We start from the raw sequence: 15,616 nt of genomic DNA, 5'->3' as shown, positions 1-15,616 counted from the left end.
CTTAAATGACTAGTCATTAGGGACACCCTTGGCATAGCCCGCCCCGGCAATAGATACCACTTCACAGCTCCGTCACAGGTGTAGCGGCTTTGTGTGGGCGCGGCACGCGCTGATTGAGCCGCCAGCCGAGGGGCATAAAGCAGTTGAGCGAAAACGGTTTGCCCCTTTGCCGTTCGCTCGAGGATCATGTCCCCCTTTTCCGCGGAAACCCCGGCAGTTGCGAAGAGCTGCCGGGGTTTCTGTCGTTTGTGAGGCTAAGTCGGTACGCAGCGATCGAGACCTTGAGCCGCAAACCCACCGTGCGCAATGCGTACCGCCGCCAACTTGTGAGCGCAGCAACGCCTTCCCTGCCAAGCCCCGCGCTATACTCGTCCGCATGGATATCAACGCACGCAACATAGCAACACACGCCGCGGACGCACCAGCAACGGCAGCGCCCACCCCCGTCGTGGGCCGCTTTGCCCCGTCGCCCTCGGGCCGCATGCACTTGGGCAACGTGTTCAGCTGCCTGTGCTCGTGGCTTTCGGCCCGCAGCCAAGGCGGCAGCATCGTGCTGCGCATCGAGGACCTGGACGATCGCTGCAAGCGCCCGGAACTTGCCACTCAATTGATTGACGACCTGGCCTGGCTGGGACTGGAGTGGGACGAAGGCCCCTACTACCAGCACGATCGCCTGGATCTGTACGAGGACGCCCTGCGTCAGCTGCAAGACGCCGGCCTCACCTATCCCTGTTTTTGCACGCGTGCCGAACTCCACGCCGCGAGCGCGCCGCACGCGAGCGACGGCACGCCCATCTACCGCGCCGCCTGCCGAGACCTTTCTGCCGAGGAGGTTGCCCGCCGCAGCGCCCTGCGCGCTCCGGCCACGCGCCTGCGCGTACCCGCCGTCGACGACCTCGCAAACGATGTGATCGAATTCGTGGACCGCACGTATGGAGCCCAATGCGAAGCACTCGCCACCGAATGCGGCGACTTTTTGGTGCGCCGCAGCGACGGCGTTTTTGCCTACCAGCTAGCCGTGGTGGTCGACGACGCTGCCATGGGCGTCACCGAGGTCGTGCGCGGATGCGATCTGCTGGGCTCCACGCCGCGCCAAATCTACCTGCAGCATTTGCTGGAACTTCCCACGCCGCACTACGCGCACATTCCGCTGCTCATGTCGCCGGATGGCCGCCGCCTTTCCAAGCGCGACCGCGACCTGGACCTGGGCGAGCTCCGCACCCGCTTTGGCGCGCCCGAGGCACTACTGGGCTGGCTCGCCGGGCAAACAGGCATCGCGCCGGACGCCACACCGCGCTCTGCCGAGCAGCTGGTCGAGCACTTTAGCTGGGATGTTATCCGCACGCATCGGGAAAACATCACTGTAACGGTCGAGTAGCCAGCCACCCCGCCCCTACGCGACATCCCAGGGCTGGAGTTCGTCGCCCAGGCGGACAATACAGTCGTAGAGCACGGTGTGGCACTCGGCTGGGTTGGCGTCACGATGAAAATGCCCGTAGTACCAGCGCTTGTAGTCCAGGTGGTCCTCCAGCTCGTCGAAAAACGTGGTGAGTCGATCGACATCGGGATAATTCCAGCCAGGTGCCGGGTAAAGCGTGGGCGAAAGCATGCGCGTGGAGCAGGTATGGGTGATCGCATAGTCGACCTTCCAACCCACGCTGTCGAGCTTTGCCCGCGCCTCCTCAAAGTTGCGCTCGTCCGGCAGCTCCTGCGGCCACCAGCTGGAATACGGAATGCGGTATTCCTTATCCACGCTCGTGGCGCCGCCCATGGTAAAGATCGTTGAGCCGTCGAGCTCAAAAACCTCACCGCGCGTCAGGCGTCGGATGGGCGAGGTGTCCGACAGACGCTGCGTCAGGCCGCCGTGCCACAGCTCCATGGGGCGCTCCGACCAGTGATCGAAACGCTCGTGGTTGCCGTCGACAAACAGCACGGTATAGGGGCGCGACTCCAGCCAGGCGATGTCGGCACATTCCTCGGCAGAGAAATCCCACGGAAAGCCAAAGTCGCCCGCGATGATGAGATAGTCGTCACTTGTCAGACCATCCCCAAGATCCCAGTCGCGAAGCTTTTGCATGTCGACGCCGCCGTGAATATCGCCCGTCACATAGACCGTCATCGGATCACCACTTCCCTGTAAGTCGCTAGCCCACATTCTGCACGATCACTAAGTCAACCGTTCCAGCCCTTCCATCCTTTGGGACCTACCCCTCGCTCTTCCATCCAAACGGGTCAAACACCCAAAAGATCAGATCGAGCACGCCGCCGGTCATCGTGGCGCCGGCAAGAGCCATGCAAACATGCAGAAAGCTGGCACTTCGGAGCACGTCGAACGGCCCCAGAACAGCCAGCAGCGCGACCGCTGCGCCGGCTACGCACAGCGCGAGGCACGGCCCCGCGTCCTTTACGCACTTCTTTGCGAGATGCTTTGCGTTGTCACTCATCGGTATCGAACTCCTTAGAGGGTCGTTGTTCAGACGCATGCCGCCGCGGCAGAGCGGGGCGGCAGGGTAAGTGTCACATGCTGTGCGGACATCAATGGAGAAACCGCCTGCTCGACCAACCTTTGACGCCGTTTTGCACCGGCACCACATCCCCCGCTATCGAGGTCTAATACTTTTCCCACCGCTACCCAAAAACTCATCCAACGTTAATCTTGGCTCAAGAATCGCTTAATCTATAACCTGCACTATAGAGTTCGACCAAGGGCGGGGCGGCGCCGCGCAACGCAGGCCGCCGAACGCAACGCTCGCGCCCGGGCAGATCGCCCGGCGTCGCGCCCATCGAACGAAAGGACAGGTCATGGACGACCTCGAAAAAGTTGAAACCATCCGCACCAAGTGCAACGTGAGCTACACCGATGCCAAAGCCGCGCTCGACGCCGCCGACGGCAACGTTTTGGACGCCATCATTTGGCTCGAGTCGCAAGGCAAGACCCAGACCACGTCGGCGCACGCCGCCACCGAGTCCGCGCCAGTCGATGAGCCCTCAGCCGAGATGGTCGCCGCGCAGGCCGCCTACGAGAAGTCGAGCGAAAAGACCGACTTCTCCAAGAAGATGGACAGCGTATGGGAGTACCTCAAAAAGCTCTTCCGCCTGAGCCTGGACACCAAGTTTATCGCCACGCGCCGCGATGCGATCATCCTCAACATCCCCATCCTGATCCCCATCATCGCCCTGTTTGCCTGGGGCGCTACGATTTGGCTGATGCTGATTGGCCTGTTCTTTGGCATGCGCTACCGCATCGACAGCGACGGCGACGTGCCCGGCAGCATCAACAACCTTATGAATCACGCCGCCGATGCCGCGGACGACATCAAGCAAAATCTGAACGACGACAAGTAATCGCAGACGGGGGCACGCATGGCACGGATCCTGATCGTAGAGGACGAGGAGAAAATCGCCCGCTTTGTGACGCTCGAGCTGGAGCACGAGGGCTACCAGGTGGAACACGCCGCCGATGGCCGCACCGCCGTGGACCTGGCGCTGGAGCGCAACTACGATCTTATTCTGCTCGATGTGTTGTTGCCGCAGCTCAACGGCATGGAGGTCCTGCGGCGCGTCCGCAAGCACAAGGATGTGCCGGTGATAATGGTCACCGCGCGCGATGCCGTGATGGACAAGGTGGCCGGGCTCGATGCCGGCGCCGACGATTACCTGACCAAGCCGTTTGCGATTGAGGAGCTGTTCGCACGGATCCGCGTGGCGTTGAAGCGCTCGGAGGCCGTGCGGGCGGCTTCGGGCGTTGGCGGCATCGGGACGGGCGCGGCAGGCGGCACGGGTGTCGGCGCCACCGCGATACCCCCGGTCAGTGACTCGACCCAGGTTTCCGCCTCGCTCTCCCCCGCCACGCTCGCCGTGGGCTCGGTTGCGCTCGACCCCGACCGCCGCGAAGTCACGGTCGGCGGCTCGCCCATTGCGCTCACGGCCCGCGAGTTCGATGTCCTCGCCCTGCTTATGGCGCATGCCGAGACCGTGCTCACGCGCGAACGCATCGCGCACGAAGCGCTGGGCTACGAATACATGGGTGACACCAACAACGTCGACGTGCACATCGCGCATCTACGCGCCAAGATCGAGGACGCCGGCGGCGTCCGCATCATCCAGACCGTGCGCGGGGTGGGCTATGTCTGCCGCGCGTAACGCCGAGGCCAAGCGCGTCACCTCCATCGCCCGCGCCATCAACTGGAGCTATATGTGGCGCCGCCTGATGAGCTACGTTTGGCTCGACCTGCTGCTAGTAGTGATTGTGGCGGCGATCCTTGTCTATGGATACAACCAGACGCTGCCCAACGGCGCGTTTACCGCAGGATGGATCCCCAGCGCCACCGTTCGCGGCATGACGCTGACGCCCGCGCGCGGCTGGGACCTGACAACGCTCACCTATACCGTCGAGCTTGCGCGTACCACCAAGACTTTCCCCCTCGCGCAGGACCTCGTCACGCTATGGCCTCTCTACCTTGTCGTTGTGGGTTGGCAGGTCATCAGCGTGCTCAACATGCTCGGCGGCGCCCGCCGCGTGCGCCGCACCATGGCGCCGCTCAACGATCTGGCCCTGCGCGTGGACGAACTCGGCCGCATGCAACTCGCCGGCGGCAAAATGGAAACACTGGAGCAGGCCATCGAGCGCGCAAGCGTCGACTCGCCGAGCGTCACCACCGGCGACGCCGACCTGGCAAGCATCGAGGTCGCACTCAACCGCCTGCTGCGCCAGATGCAAGAGGCCAAGCTGCAGCAGATGCGCTTTGTCAACGACGCGAGCCACGAGCTGCGCACGCCCATCGCGGTGATTCAGGGCTACGTGAACATGCTCGACCGCTGGGGTAAGGACGACCCGGACGTGCTGGCGGAATCCATCGCGTCCCTTAAAGCCGAAAGCGAGCACATGCAAGAGCTTGTGGAGCAGCTGCTGTTTTTGGCACGCGGCGATGCCGGGCGCACGGTCCTGCGGCGTGCGCATACCAACTTGGCTGCACTGGTCAGCGAGGTATGCGAAGAATCGCAGATGATCGATACCGAGCACACGTATCGGCTGGCTTCTGACGCTGCGCTTGCCAGCGACCCGCGCTGCGACGCGCCCGTCGACGTGGCGCTCGTGAAGCAGGCTCTGCGCGTGATCGTGCAAAACGCCGCCAAGTACTCGGATGCGGGAACGACCGTCACATTTGGCATAACGCCAGATGCGGGCGCGGGCACGATCGACATAAGTGTTGAGGACGAGGGCATCGGCATGAACCAGGAATCCGCAGCTCACGCGTTCGAGCGGTTCTACCGTGCCGACAACGCGCGCGATGCCGGCGCACAGGGTTCGGGTCTGGGGCTTGCGATCGCCAAGTGGATCGTCGACAGCCACGGCGGCGTCATCGGTGTGACCTCGGTCGAAGGGGTCGGCAGCCGCTTTACGATTCGCCTGCCACGATAGGAAGCCCCTCGGCATAAATAAAGGGATAGGGCCACGCGACCCTATCCCTTTTTGCCAGCTATAGCAGCTTGTACGCTACTCGCGGCACAGGTGCACGGCAAAGCCGGCGAACTCGCGCTTAAAGTACACGAGCTTGGTGCTACCGTCGGGCAGCAGCGCGCGCGACTCCTCGTTGACCTCGAGCCCGCGCTCGGCAAACCACTTCTCAGCTGCATCGATGTCGTTAACGGCAAAGCCGATGTGGCCCTTGGTGCCACGACCGTTCTGCTTCATGATCTCGACCAGCGAATCGTTGAAGTACGAAACCGGGGTCTCGATGACGGGCAGGCCCATCATCGTCGAGAACAGCTCCGCGATCTCCAGGGCGTCTGCCGGGTCGGTGGCGTTAATGCCCACATGGGCAACGCGCATGCCAAAGAGCTCGACCGGATTGGCGTTCTGCTCATTCATACAGTCAGCGCCTACTGAGCCATGACGTCGAGAACGGCCTTCTCGGCAGCGACGCGGTTCATGCCAGTCATGAAGGGCACGCCGCTCACGTACGGGCAGGTGAGGCCCTCGGGGGCAACGGTGGTGGCGATCAGCAGGTCGGCGCCCTCGTCGCAGTAATCCTTGGCCTCGGAGATGGCGCACTGCACGATCTCGTACTTGTCGGCATAACCGTTGGCGTCGAGCAGAGTAGCGACCTTCTGGGCAACGAGCGTGGAAGTAGCAGCGCCAGCACCGCAAGCCAAAACGATCTTCTTCATAGGTAATGTCTCCCTTCATGGTTTACTTTAGGTAAGTGTACCGCAGCGAGCGATGGCACTCGGCCTCGATGAGCTTTTATGCCAGTTTGCTTGCGCGCTGCGTATAATACATCTAGTACGTGTTGTCATACCGCTCGCTTTATGAGCGACTAAGGACCCTAATATGCCCGATTCCCGCACCCTCTGGACCGCCGTCGTTATCATCTGCATCGCCGTGTCGGTGTTCTTTAGCGTCAAAAAACGCACCACGTTTAAGCGCCTGCAGCAGCTTATGGCTGCCAAGCAGTGGGACGAGTTCGATCGTTTGCTCGACGGCAAACTCACCAGCATGCTGTACCCGCGCTACAACCGCGACTACCTGCGTCTGAACTCCTATCTGCTGCGCGAGGACCACGAGCGCGCCAGCGAGATGTTCGACCTACTGCTGGGACTCAACCTCCCCAAGATGCAGCGCGTCGACTTGGTGATTAAGGCCTTTAACTACTATGTTGGCCAGGAGGACCGCAAAAAGTCCAAAGAGCTGTTGCACGAGATCAAGGGCTTTGAGGGCGGTCAGGCCGAGGCAGTTGCGCACGAGTGTCAGCTGATGTACGACACGATGATCCTCAAGCGCCACAACGACATTCCCGAGCTGGAGCGCATGCTCGAGGATGTCGGCGACGACCCGGTCAAGCGCTGCCGCTTGGAGTACCTGCTAGCCCTGCAGTACCAGAACAAGGGCGACGAAGCCAAGTTCCAGGAGTTCCTGGAGAAGTCGGGCCAACACTCGATGGCCGTCAACGCGTAACGGACGGCTTGTGCTAGACTTCTAGTCTCACGGGGGCGTGGCGGAATTGGCATACGCAGGAGACTTAAAATCTCTCGCCGCAAGGATTGTGGGTTCGAGTCCCACCGCCCCTACCATATGACGAAATGGCAGCTCAGAGCATCTAATCACTCTGGGCTGCTTTTTGTTTCAGTTTCGTTCTCGGTACCATTGGTACCGAATCTGGTACCGAATCAGCTCAGGAATCACCTTCACGCCCCAAATCGAGTGAAAGGACTGGGCATGAGCAAGAGACACAACAAGAGGACCCCACTGACTGAGGACGAACGCAAGCTGTTGGCTAGCTACCGCGAGCTAAGCCCCGAGGACAGGCGGGACCTCGTTGGATGGGCCGAGCATCTGGCGCTCAACACGGTGCGGCTCAACGGCATCCGCGACGCCTACCGCAGGTGCAACTCACACCGCCGCGAACTCATAGCCGTGTACGCAAATGAGCAGATGGAGCTGAGCGGCATGGAGAGGCGGGGCGAACACGTCCCGTTCACGTCCAGTGAGGACTAGAATCGAGTCAACCGCTATCGCAACAGGAAAGGAAGGTCGATAGCCATGAAGGGCACGCTTTGGATTTACCTGCTCGGGATTGTCCTCGCCCCGGTCATTCTCCCGATTGTCGTCCTCAGGTTCCTGCTCGCAAAGTAGGCGGGCAGCGCCCGACCCCACCGGACAGGTGCCAGCGCCCCGGCATGGGCGCTACTAAGCCCCTCGGGGACGCGCGAAAACAAAAAGGCTTATCGGACGCATTGGGCACAGTGGCAGCGCGTTGAAGTGCCCAATGGCGACCAAATCCGTTACCGGATCGATTGCGAACAGGAGTTCAGCATGATGGATAAGATTAGACCGATTCTCTGGGTGCTGGTTTTCCCAGCTTGCTGGTACATCTTTGCACACCACGTAACGGTACTCACTATGTTGAACGACCCAGTTGGGCTTGTCAGCTCTTTGTTCATAGTTGTTGTAGCCGTCGACTTCTTCACGTTGCCATTCCAAAATAAAAGGACAACGGATAACACTTCGGAGACGAAGCCGAAGCAGACAACCGACCCTGCTCCGTATCGGATGCCCCGTAGCAAGGAGCTAAACGACCTGCTTCTCGTCTACAACGCCAAAAGGCCTAACGGCATGACGGTGACAGAGCTTAACAGCCTGTACGCGCTCACCGCACAATCCGGTGAGAAGGTAGACGAGACAATCAGTAAGATTCACAGAGAAGTGAAATACGAACGAGACCGCCGTAAGAACGTAACGCCCCAGCCCCTTGGGTCAAGCGCCGAAAAGGGCTACGCCCCTGCACACTCGAACGCAGAACTCAACCGTGCAGCGCTCGACACGACCCCCGAGAAGGTGAAGAAGGCCCAGCGCAAGGCCGGACTCCGCTGCCCCAAGTGCGACTCAACCGACGTAACGTTCCTGAACAACACGTCGAAGTCCACGAGCGCTGGAAAGGCGCTCATTGGCGCCGAACTGTTCCGCCTTGAGGGCATGGTGGTCGGTGCCGCGATGGGCAGGAAGGGAAAGCGCGAGTACCTTTGCAACCACTGCGGCAAGCGGTACTCGGTGAGGAACTAGAGGGCAGGGCGCAGGCTATAAACCGCGCCCGGAGAACGAAAACAAAAAGGCCGCAAGGGTTCGCTCCCCTGCGGCCTTCTCTATGTCGCGGCGTCGTATTCCCTGAACGCCCTGTACGCTATCTTCTTGCACTTGTCGTAGGCTATGCCGATCCTCGCGCTCAGGTCATGCCAGTCCTCGCCCTCTAGGTAGTGGGCAGTTATGACCTCGACCGCCCTCTCGCCGACTGTCGGGGCCATCTCGCGCATGTCGGCGTAGGCGCGGTCCAGTACCTCCTCCTGCCTCCCCATGCAGTAGAGCGCCCTCTCCCTCCTCGGGTCTCCCTCGGGGCGCATGAGGTCTATCTTTCGCCGCGTTTTCTGCCGCTCCATGTCGAGCGCCACGAACCAGTAGAGCCTGAACTGCGCCAGCGTCGGGCTAATCTCTCCCCGCCTCAGTATCGGAACCACCCCAAGAGCGAATCGGTCGGCTATTCGGAAATGCCCCTGAGAGCCGCGGGGACAGCCGATAAGGGCCGTCTGGCATCTGGCGTGAGTAACTTAGGCACCGTGTCCGTTCTAAAGCTTAAAAAGAGCATCTGAGAGCCTTAGACGGCATATCCGCAGGTCATCGCATATGCGTCAGTCACGGCAGGCGCGTCACGCTGGGCAGTTATATACTAACCCCCTCAGCGGCAGCGGTACTTAAAAATATGCTACGATTCAAGCAGCAATTTCTGTCCCGAGCAGCGGGGCGCTGTCGGCGCGGCCCTACCTCCCGCGCCGCGCCTTTCTAGAGGGTCGCGCCCCGCCCTTCCATCCAGTCCGCGAGCCGTTCGGAGAACATGCCAACGACCGAATCGAACCACGGCTCGCCGTCCTCGATAACGGTCCTCGTCACGCCCTCGGGGGCGTTGGCCTTCCATGCCCTCCTGCCGCTCTCGGTCGTCAGGTCGTAGACCCCCGAGTCTCCGGGTTCGTAGACGAGAGCGCCGTCCCCGGCGTAGGCCACGGTCCCCGCCTCAAGCGCCTCCCTGCCGTACTCCTCGACCGTGAGGGCGGCGTTGACGGCAAGCGTCATCTGGTCAGTCTTTCTCATTGCTTATTTTCCTCTTTGCACTTCAGGATCGAAGGTTCGGGGAAACAACGCTCGACCTCATATTCCTCGGGCGGTTTTCCGTATGTTTGTACTCCGCAGTTCGGACATTTAACGAGAATTTGGCCCATGCCATCGATGAACCCGACAGGCTCCTTTGCCACTTCCCCGCACTTCGGGCAAGGGACGTGGAACCAAGCAACGCCCGTCTCGAAAAGCGATTCGCTGCCGTTCGTTCCGTAGCCCGTAGTCCTCTTGCCATTAGCCAATGGCCTTGTAGGGCCATGGCTAATGGCTTGTGGCTCATGGCTAGTAGTTGGTAGCTTATAGCTATGTAAGGGCTGAACCCCATCTGGTACGGGGTTGGGTACGGGGCTGGGAACGGGGTCTGGTACGGGGTTGGGTACCCCCTCGCCATCAGCGGGAATGGTGCCGTTGCGACCGTCAACCCATGCCTCTAGGCTTGAGTCCTCTCCGGTATCGCTCTTTGCGAAGGACTGCCTTCTGGCATCGCTGAGCCTCTCGAAGTTCGCGTTGAAATACGCTTTCGGAATGTCATCGAGATAGTCCGGGGTGACGCCCGTGAACCAATAGTCAACCATTGCCGTGACGTATGCGCAGCGCCATTCCTCGTTCGCGATTTGAAGGGACGTATACCAGTCTTTGAGCTGAACCTTGTCGAACGCGCAAGGCCCTTTATCAGAGCGGACCCCGCGGGCCTCGCGCATCGCCTTCAGCGCCCTGCCCTTGCGCTCCACCTCGGCGCGATACCCGGCCCTCAGCTCACTATTCATGGGCATCAGCTGCCACAAGCCTCATGGGGTCTGCCGCCTTCCTCGCGAGCCTTCCGCGCCGCTTGAGTTCGGCATTCATGAGTTCGACCCTGTCGGCAAGCCAGTCAGAGCAGCGGACCTCAAGCTCACGTCCGCTGTCGGGCGCGGCAATGCGCAGGATGCAGTCCCCGTCAACGTCCTCAGCGGACAGGAGCGCCTGTTCGCGCTCCATGCCAAGCCCGAACGTCCCCATGCCGTAAATGTCGGCGTTGCATAGGGTCGCGCCGTTGAGACAGCCGACTTTCGCGGCCTCTAGCGGGTCGGCTCCCAGCGACAGCTCAACGACCGCCTTAGTGTTGTTTGCCATGAGGGCCACCTTAGTATCCGAGCATCTTTAGCGACTCGGGGACGTTGATACGCCACTGCTCGCGGATACGAACTGCCCTGAGCTGCCCATCGCGCACCATGCGATAGACAGTGCTGTAGCTCAACCGCAGATATGCGGCGAACTCCTCGATGGTCGCGGGGTCGTTGATGTTCTCCTCAGTGATGGGACGAATGGGTTTCCTCGTTTTCTGCTTAGCCATTGGGCCACCTTTCGGTCATGGGCGCTCAGCCCGTTTGTATGCGGTTGTGAAGCTTCACGTGAGGAAAGACTAACACCAGTGAGGAACTAGCAGCACGTATCGTTTCCGCAGTTAAACGCCATAAAACGTATTTCACACCCAGCAAAACCGCCCTAAAAAAATAAGGCCGCGAGAAGCAATCGGCTCCTCACGACCTTCACATTTACTCTGTTGGCTTGAGAGCAATAACGCCCTTAGTTGTCCGTGCCCGTCAGCTCTAGGATGCTGCTCTTGGGCGCAACTTGACCGCCCGCAATCGCCTCCGTAAGAAGCGCGCTACGGCGCTTTGCATCGGGGTCAGCGCTCGCGTACGTGTTGAGCGTGATAGCGGCGTTTGCGTGCCCTAGGACGCTTGAGGCGGTCTTGACGTCCCCGCCTTCGGCAAGGTAGCGCGTTGCCCACGTATGGCGCAGGTCGTGGAACGTAGGTATGCGACTCTCTGTTCCCTTCACACCAACTGCCTTGGCAATAGCGCTCCAACCCTTACTCAAGGTATCAGGACTCAGGTATCCGTCCAAATCTCCGAGAACGTAGTCGCCAGCGCCGACAGTGCGCCCGAACTCATGGAACTCCGTCTGTTGAACCTCAAGCCATTTTCTAAGAATGTCAATGAGACTATCGGACAAGCATATATCCCTGACCCTATCCGTCTTGGCGTTCTTCTCATAAGTGCCGCCGATAGCTCGACCAATTGCGCCCCTAACCCATAGAGTTTTGTTCTCAAGGTCGACGTCTTTCCACTTGAGTCCGCAAATCTCGCCCTCTCGCATGCCAGTGAACAGTGCAATGCGAGCACCGACTGTTACGGGAGTCTGCTCTAGCGATGCAAGGATGCTGAGCGTATCGCGGAGTCCTTTGGCGGTCAGGGCGTTGATGCCCTCGTTCTTCTTGGACTTCTTGGGAGGCTTGACCCCGTTGCAGGGATTGACGACTATCACCTCGTTATAGACGGCTTGGGTCATAACCTGCTTGAGCAGCCCAAGGGCTTTCTTGACGGGCGAATAGGTTAGGCCGCTTGCGGTAAGGCCTGCGCTCCACTCCTCAACCTGCTTTTTCTTGAGGTCTTTAACCTTGACCTTTGCGAAGCCCTTCACATTGCCCTTGGGGTAGCCGTAACGGATGTACTTAGCCGTGGATCGATAGCCCTTCACGGTTGACGGTTCAATCGACTTTCCCTGTTCCCAAATATCGATGAAGGATTCAACATAATCCGGAACAAGCATGTTGGCAGCTTTGACGGCCTCTGGGGTTTCATCGCTTTCCAACTCTTGACGCTCAAGCTCCCTGAGCCAGTCCTCGGCCTCTCGGTTCGCCTCACGCTTGGTCTTGGCCTTGAGCGTCTTGGACTTCTTGTGCCTCTTGCCGTCCTCCTCATAGAAGTCAACAAACGCGCGAAATGCATCGCTGTCCTTGCGCTTCTGCACATATGCAGCCGTGTACGTCCTCATGAGAAGCCTCCACCTCGGTACCATTGGTACCTCACTCGGTACCGAATCTCATTGAAACAATGACAAACCATGACTATTATAGCCATAAGGTGATAGAGCGATAAGCGATGTACCTGCTATTTTAAAGGGATGTTGGCGAACGGTAGCAAACAGCTATATGAGCGGTAAAGAGACTTAAAATCTCTCGCCGCAAGGATTGTGGGTTCGAGTCCCACCGCCCCTACCATATGGAGCTTTCGAGCCCGTGTTCCTCAGGGATGCGGGCTCGCTTCTTTTAGATGCCGGTGGGACTCGAACCCGCGAGGGGGCGAGCGTTAAGCGGACGCGCAGCGTCCGAAGCCGGTGCGTATTTGCGCAGCAAATGCGCGGACGTCCCACCGCCCCTACCATATGGAGCTTTCGAGCCCGTGTCCCCAAGGGATGCGGGCTCGTTTCTTTTACACGCCGGCGGGGCTCTAAGTTGCGGTGGAATAGTTCCTGTTTTGGCAGTTTATCAGCCCATTTAGGAACTATTCCACCGCAACTTAGGTTGGTATTTACACATTTTCCGATGGAAAAACGTGGCTGTCTCGCACATTTTCCGATGGAAAAACGTGGTTGTCTCGCACATTTTCCGATGGAAACGACCAAATGGCCTTATACTAGCCGAGAGGGTTGGGAGGCAATATGCAGCGACAGCTTATGAGTGAACTTATCGCTTGGAAATCAAGGGCGAATCGCAAACCTCTCTTGCTTAGGGGAGCCCGCCAGACAGGAAAGACTTGGCTTCTTAACGAATTCGCAAGCCAGCAGTATCGAAATGTCATTCGTTTTGACTTTATGCTCGAGCCGAGCACACGCTCGCTGTTCGATGGGGACCTCGACCCCAAGCGCATCATCTCCCAGATAGAACTCCTACGTGGCCAAACCGTAACGCCGGCAGACACGCTCATCATCTTCGACGAGATCCAAGAGGCGCCACGCGGGATCACCTCACTCAAGTACTTCAACGAACTTGCACCCGAATACCACATCGTGGCAGCCGGTTCCTATATGGGCCTCGCGCTCCGACGCGAAAACGAGTCATTTCCCGTCGGCAAAATCGACCAGCTCACCATGCGTCCCATGGGGTTTGCCGAGTTCGTTCGTGCCGTCGACGGCAACCCGCTCGCCGATGCCATCCTTGCCGCAGACATGAACCTTCTGGCAAACGTTACCGAAAAGCTCGAGCGCTTGCTCAAGGAATACCTTGTTGTCGGCGGTATGCCCGAAGTTGTCTCCACTTTCGCCGAGACACGCGACTTCATCGAAGCCCGAAGGCTTCAACAGCAAATCATCGAGGCTTACGAATCCGATTTTGGCAAACATGCACCCGCCCGCATCGTCGAGCGCATGAGGTTGGTTTGGAAATCCCTTCCCGGCCAGCTTGCAAAGGAGAACAAGAAGTTTGTCTATGGCGCCCTTCGTCCCGGAGCGCGCGCACGCGATTTCGAGGAAAGCCTCCAGTGGCTCACGGACTACGGAATCGTTCATAAGGTGCCACGTGTTTCCGCTCTAAAGGCGCCGCTCTCGAGCTACGAAGACCTCTCGGGCTTCAAACTGTTCTGCATCGACACCGGCATCCTCGGAGCGCTCTCCGGTCTCTCTCCGGCCATCGTTCTTAACGGATCCGCTGTTTTTACCGAGTTCAAAGGTTCGCTGACCGAACAATACGTCGCGCAGGAGCTTTTGCTCCAGGACAAAACTCCCGCGTATTGGTCCTCTACCTCCGGCAATGCCGAAACCGACTTTGCCATCGACCATGCGGGAACCGTGCTTCCGCTTGAGGTCAAGGCGGCAGAGAACCTTAAAGCGAAGAGTCTGAAAATAGCCTGCGAAAAATTCAAACTCGAGCGTTGCGTGAGGAGCTCCCTGGCGGCATATAGAGACGAGGGCATGCTCATCAATATTCCGCTTTGGGAGATTGGGCAAATCGACAAGCTGGCATAGGCGCCATGGGGACGCCCCGCAAGGACTGTCCCCAGGTGCCGGCAGAAAAGGAACGTCCCCAGGTGCCGGCTGTTGAGTTGCGGTGGAATAGGGACTGTTTGGTGCCCGAAAGGGCGATTTTAGTCCGTATTTCACCGCAACTTATTTAGAGGGCGCTGAGGCTGGGGGTCCAGGAGATGGTGGGGGTCGCACCGTCGAGAGCCTCGTTGATGGTGGCGGCCATGCCGGCGAGTAAGCTGTTCTCGCTTACAGTGAGCGTCTTGTAGCCGCCGGCTCGCATAAGCTCGCGGATTACCACGGCACCAGCCAAGATCACGCCCGCGCGTTTGGACTGTACACCCGGTAGAGCGGCGATGCCGTCCGCATCCAACGCAGACATGCGCTCGATAGCGGCCGAAACCTGATCCAGCGAAAGCTCGCGCAGGTGCACAAAGCTCGAATCGTACGGTTCCAGCTCATGAACGAGCGCCACGAGTGTGGTGACGGTGCCACCCACTGCGACCAAGCGTTCGGCGCGCTCAAAATTGCTCGGCAGGCCCTCAAAATAGGCAGCGAACTGCTCGCCCGCCCACGCGGCAGCGGCAGTAAGCTCGCCGCGTGCGGGCGGCAGTGCCGAGAAAAATCGCTCCGTCACACGGCGACAACCGATGTCCAGCGAACGCGTGCCCTCCAGCGCAAAGACCCCACGCTCCGGCGCATAGACGCCCGTCGCGAGCTCCGTGGATCCGCCGCCCGAATCGGCAACAATGATGCGCTCGCCGGCAAAGTCGTGCGCCACGCCAAAAAACGTCAGGCGCGCCTCGACCTCGCCCGGAATCACCTGCGGTTCGAGCCCCAGCTCACGCAGACCGTCCAGCAGCAGTGCGGCATTGGATGCATCGCGCGCGGCGCTCGTGCATGTGGTGCAAATGCACGCGGCCCCAAAGGCACGCGCCTCGTCCACAAACATGCGACACGCAGCGAGCACACGCTCGACAGCCGCCTCGCAAAAGCGACCCGTCGCGTCCACACCCTCGCCCAGGTCGGTAATCTCGGTATGCTTGGACGATCCCACGATCGCCCCGCCCTCGACCTGGGCCAACACCAGTCGCGACGACACCGTTCCCAGATCGATCGCCGCCACCTTATATCGTTTGCAATCTGCCATTGCGGGTTCCCCTCCGG

19 protein-coding genes and 2 tRNA genes are annotated in these 15,616 nt (G+C 59.9%); 10 read left to right on the top strand and 11 right to left on the bottom strand.

The genetic code is table 11. The features are described 5' to 3' along the window. Positions 1 to 376 precede the first annotated feature (376 nt). Entirely contained in the window at positions 377 to 1,378 is a 1,002-nt protein-coding gene (gene gluQRS, locus DWZ01_RS02090) for a tRNA glutamyl-Q(34) synthetase GluQRS (protein ID WP_117847874.1), read from the top strand. Between the two features lie 15 nt (positions 1,379 to 1,393). Here gluQRS and DWZ01_RS02085 read toward each other — a convergent pair whose 3' ends face one another. Together DWZ01_RS02085 and DWZ01_RS02080 are read right to left on the bottom strand one after the other, a co-directional pair. Next, positions 1,394 to 2,119 carry a metallophosphoesterase gene (locus DWZ01_RS02085; RefSeq protein WP_117847872.1) on the bottom strand — a complete coding sequence of 242 codons (726 nt, stop codon included), beginning with the start codon at positions 2,117 to 2,119 and terminating at the stop codon, positions 1,394 to 1,396. 85 nt (positions 2,120 to 2,204) lie between these two features. Then, on the bottom strand, positions 2,205 to 2,444 hold the full coding sequence (locus DWZ01_RS02080) for a hypothetical protein (protein ID WP_117847870.1): 240 nt from the start codon (positions 2,442 to 2,444) through the stop codon (positions 2,205 to 2,207). Between the two features lie 358 nt (positions 2,445 to 2,802). Between DWZ01_RS02080 and DWZ01_RS02075 the strand changes: the two genes are divergently transcribed. From DWZ01_RS02075 to DWZ01_RS02065, 3 genes are read left to right on the top strand one after another with little or no spacing between them, the layout of a single operon-like run. Continuing rightward, the gene (locus DWZ01_RS02075; protein ID WP_117847868.1) at positions 2,803 to 3,345 is read left to right on the top strand and encodes a DUF4342 domain-containing protein; all 543 of its coding nucleotides are present in this window, start codon (positions 2,803 to 2,805) and stop codon (positions 3,343 to 3,345) included. An 18-nt stretch (positions 3,346 to 3,363) separates the two neighbouring features. After that, complete coding sequence (locus tag DWZ01_RS02070; protein ID WP_117847866.1) at positions 3,364 to 4,143, top strand: response regulator transcription factor; 780 nt, start codon at positions 3,364 to 3,366, stop codon at positions 4,141 to 4,143. Continuing rightward, positions 4,127 to 5,422, top strand: coding sequence for a cell wall metabolism sensor histidine kinase WalK (locus tag DWZ01_RS02065; RefSeq protein ID WP_117847865.1), 1,296 nt, complete (start codon positions 4,127 to 4,129; stop codon positions 5,420 to 5,422). The genes DWZ01_RS02070 and DWZ01_RS02065 overlap by 17 nt, the downstream gene beginning before the upstream one ends. A 75-nt stretch (positions 5,423 to 5,497) precedes the next feature. Here the strand turns inward: DWZ01_RS02065 and DWZ01_RS02060 are convergent, their stop codons facing one another. Together DWZ01_RS02060 and DWZ01_RS02055 are read right to left on the bottom strand one after the other, a co-directional pair. After that, positions 5,498 to 5,872: a VOC family protein gene (locus tag DWZ01_RS02060; RefSeq protein ID WP_117847863.1), complete on the bottom strand. Its 375-nt coding sequence runs from the start codon at positions 5,870 to 5,872 to the stop codon at positions 5,498 to 5,500. An 11-nt stretch (positions 5,873 to 5,883) separates the two neighbouring features. Continuing rightward, on the bottom strand, positions 5,884 to 6,171 hold the full coding sequence (locus DWZ01_RS02055; protein WP_006235903.1) for a PTS sugar transporter subunit IIB: 288 nt from the start codon (positions 6,169 to 6,171) through the stop codon (positions 5,884 to 5,886). A 163-nt stretch (positions 6,172 to 6,334) separates the two neighbouring features. On the opposite strand from DWZ01_RS02055, the gene DWZ01_RS02050 reads away from it, so the two are divergent. From DWZ01_RS02050 to DWZ01_RS02035, 4 genes are all read left to right on the top strand, one after another. Continuing rightward, entirely contained in the window at positions 6,335 to 6,958 is a 624-nt protein-coding gene (locus DWZ01_RS02050; RefSeq protein WP_006235902.1) for a hypothetical protein, read from the top strand. 31 nt (positions 6,959 to 6,989) lie between these two features. Then, positions 6,990 to 7,074: transfer RNA gene (locus DWZ01_RS02045), tRNA-Leu, on the top strand. Between the two features lie 145 nt (positions 7,075 to 7,219). Then, positions 7,220 to 7,498 carry a hypothetical protein gene (locus tag DWZ01_RS02040; protein WP_117847861.1) on the top strand — a complete coding sequence of 93 codons (279 nt, stop codon included), beginning with the start codon at positions 7,220 to 7,222 and terminating at the stop codon, positions 7,496 to 7,498. 318 nt (positions 7,499 to 7,816) lie between these two features. Continuing rightward, the gene (locus DWZ01_RS02035) at positions 7,817 to 8,563 is read left to right on the top strand and encodes a hypothetical protein (protein WP_117847860.1); all 747 of its coding nucleotides are present in this window, start codon (positions 7,817 to 7,819) and stop codon (positions 8,561 to 8,563) included. A gap of 80 nt (positions 8,564 to 8,643) precedes the next feature. Here the strand turns inward: DWZ01_RS02035 and DWZ01_RS02030 are convergent, their stop codons facing one another. The 6 genes from DWZ01_RS02030 to DWZ01_RS02005 form a co-directional block, all read right to left on the bottom strand. Further along, positions 8,644 to 8,934 (bottom strand): hypothetical protein, encoded by a 291-nt coding sequence (locus DWZ01_RS02030; RefSeq protein ID WP_147332609.1) that lies wholly within the window; start codon positions 8,932 to 8,934, stop codon positions 8,644 to 8,646. 400 nt (positions 8,935 to 9,334) lie between these two features. Beyond that, complete coding sequence (locus DWZ01_RS02025; RefSeq protein ID WP_117847857.1) at positions 9,335 to 9,640, bottom strand: hypothetical protein; 306 nt, start codon at positions 9,638 to 9,640, stop codon at positions 9,335 to 9,337. After that, the gene (locus DWZ01_RS02020; RefSeq protein WP_147332608.1) at positions 9,637 to 10,431 is read right to left on the bottom strand and encodes a hypothetical protein; all 795 of its coding nucleotides are present in this window, start codon (positions 10,429 to 10,431) and stop codon (positions 9,637 to 9,639) included. The genes DWZ01_RS02025 and DWZ01_RS02020 overlap by 4 nt, the downstream gene beginning before the upstream one ends. After that, positions 10,424 to 10,777: a hypothetical protein gene (locus DWZ01_RS02015; protein ID WP_117847853.1), complete on the bottom strand. Its 354-nt coding sequence runs from the start codon at positions 10,775 to 10,777 to the stop codon at positions 10,424 to 10,426. Before DWZ01_RS02015 ends, DWZ01_RS02020 begins: the two co-directional genes overlap by 8 nt. Before the next feature lie 10 nt (positions 10,778 to 10,787). After that, complete coding sequence (locus DWZ01_RS02010) at positions 10,788 to 10,997, bottom strand: helix-turn-helix domain-containing protein (protein ID WP_117847852.1); 210 nt, start codon at positions 10,995 to 10,997, stop codon at positions 10,788 to 10,790. Positions 10,998 to 11,230: 233 nt separating this feature from the next. Next, a complete protein-coding gene (locus DWZ01_RS02005; RefSeq protein WP_158556974.1) occupies positions 11,231 to 12,484 on the bottom strand; it encodes a site-specific integrase in 1,254 nt (417 codons plus the stop codon). A gap of 125 nt (positions 12,485 to 12,609) precedes the next feature. Here DWZ01_RS02005 and DWZ01_RS02000 point away from each other — a divergent pair. Next, positions 12,610 to 12,710, top strand: a tRNA-OTHER gene (locus tag DWZ01_RS02000). Positions 12,711 to 13,150: 440 nt separating this feature from the next. Further along, the gene (locus DWZ01_RS01995) at positions 13,151 to 14,452 is read left to right on the top strand and encodes an ATP-binding protein (protein ID WP_117847849.1); all 1,302 of its coding nucleotides are present in this window, start codon (positions 13,151 to 13,153) and stop codon (positions 14,450 to 14,452) included. 145 nt (positions 14,453 to 14,597) lie between these two features. On the opposite strand, the gene DWZ01_RS01990 is transcribed toward DWZ01_RS01995, so the two are convergent. Then, positions 14,598 to 15,599, bottom strand: a complete 1,002-nt coding sequence (locus DWZ01_RS01990; protein WP_117847847.1) for a hypothetical protein — start codon at positions 15,597 to 15,599, stop codon at positions 14,598 to 14,600. Positions 15,600 to 15,616: the final 17 nt, after the last annotated feature.

The organism is Collinsella sp. AF28-5AC (assembly GCF_003457875.1).
Classification (GTDB): Bacteria; Actinomycetota; Coriobacteriia; order Coriobacteriales; family Coriobacteriaceae; genus Collinsella.
This window is presented reverse-complemented; position numbering and strand designations above follow the sequence as displayed.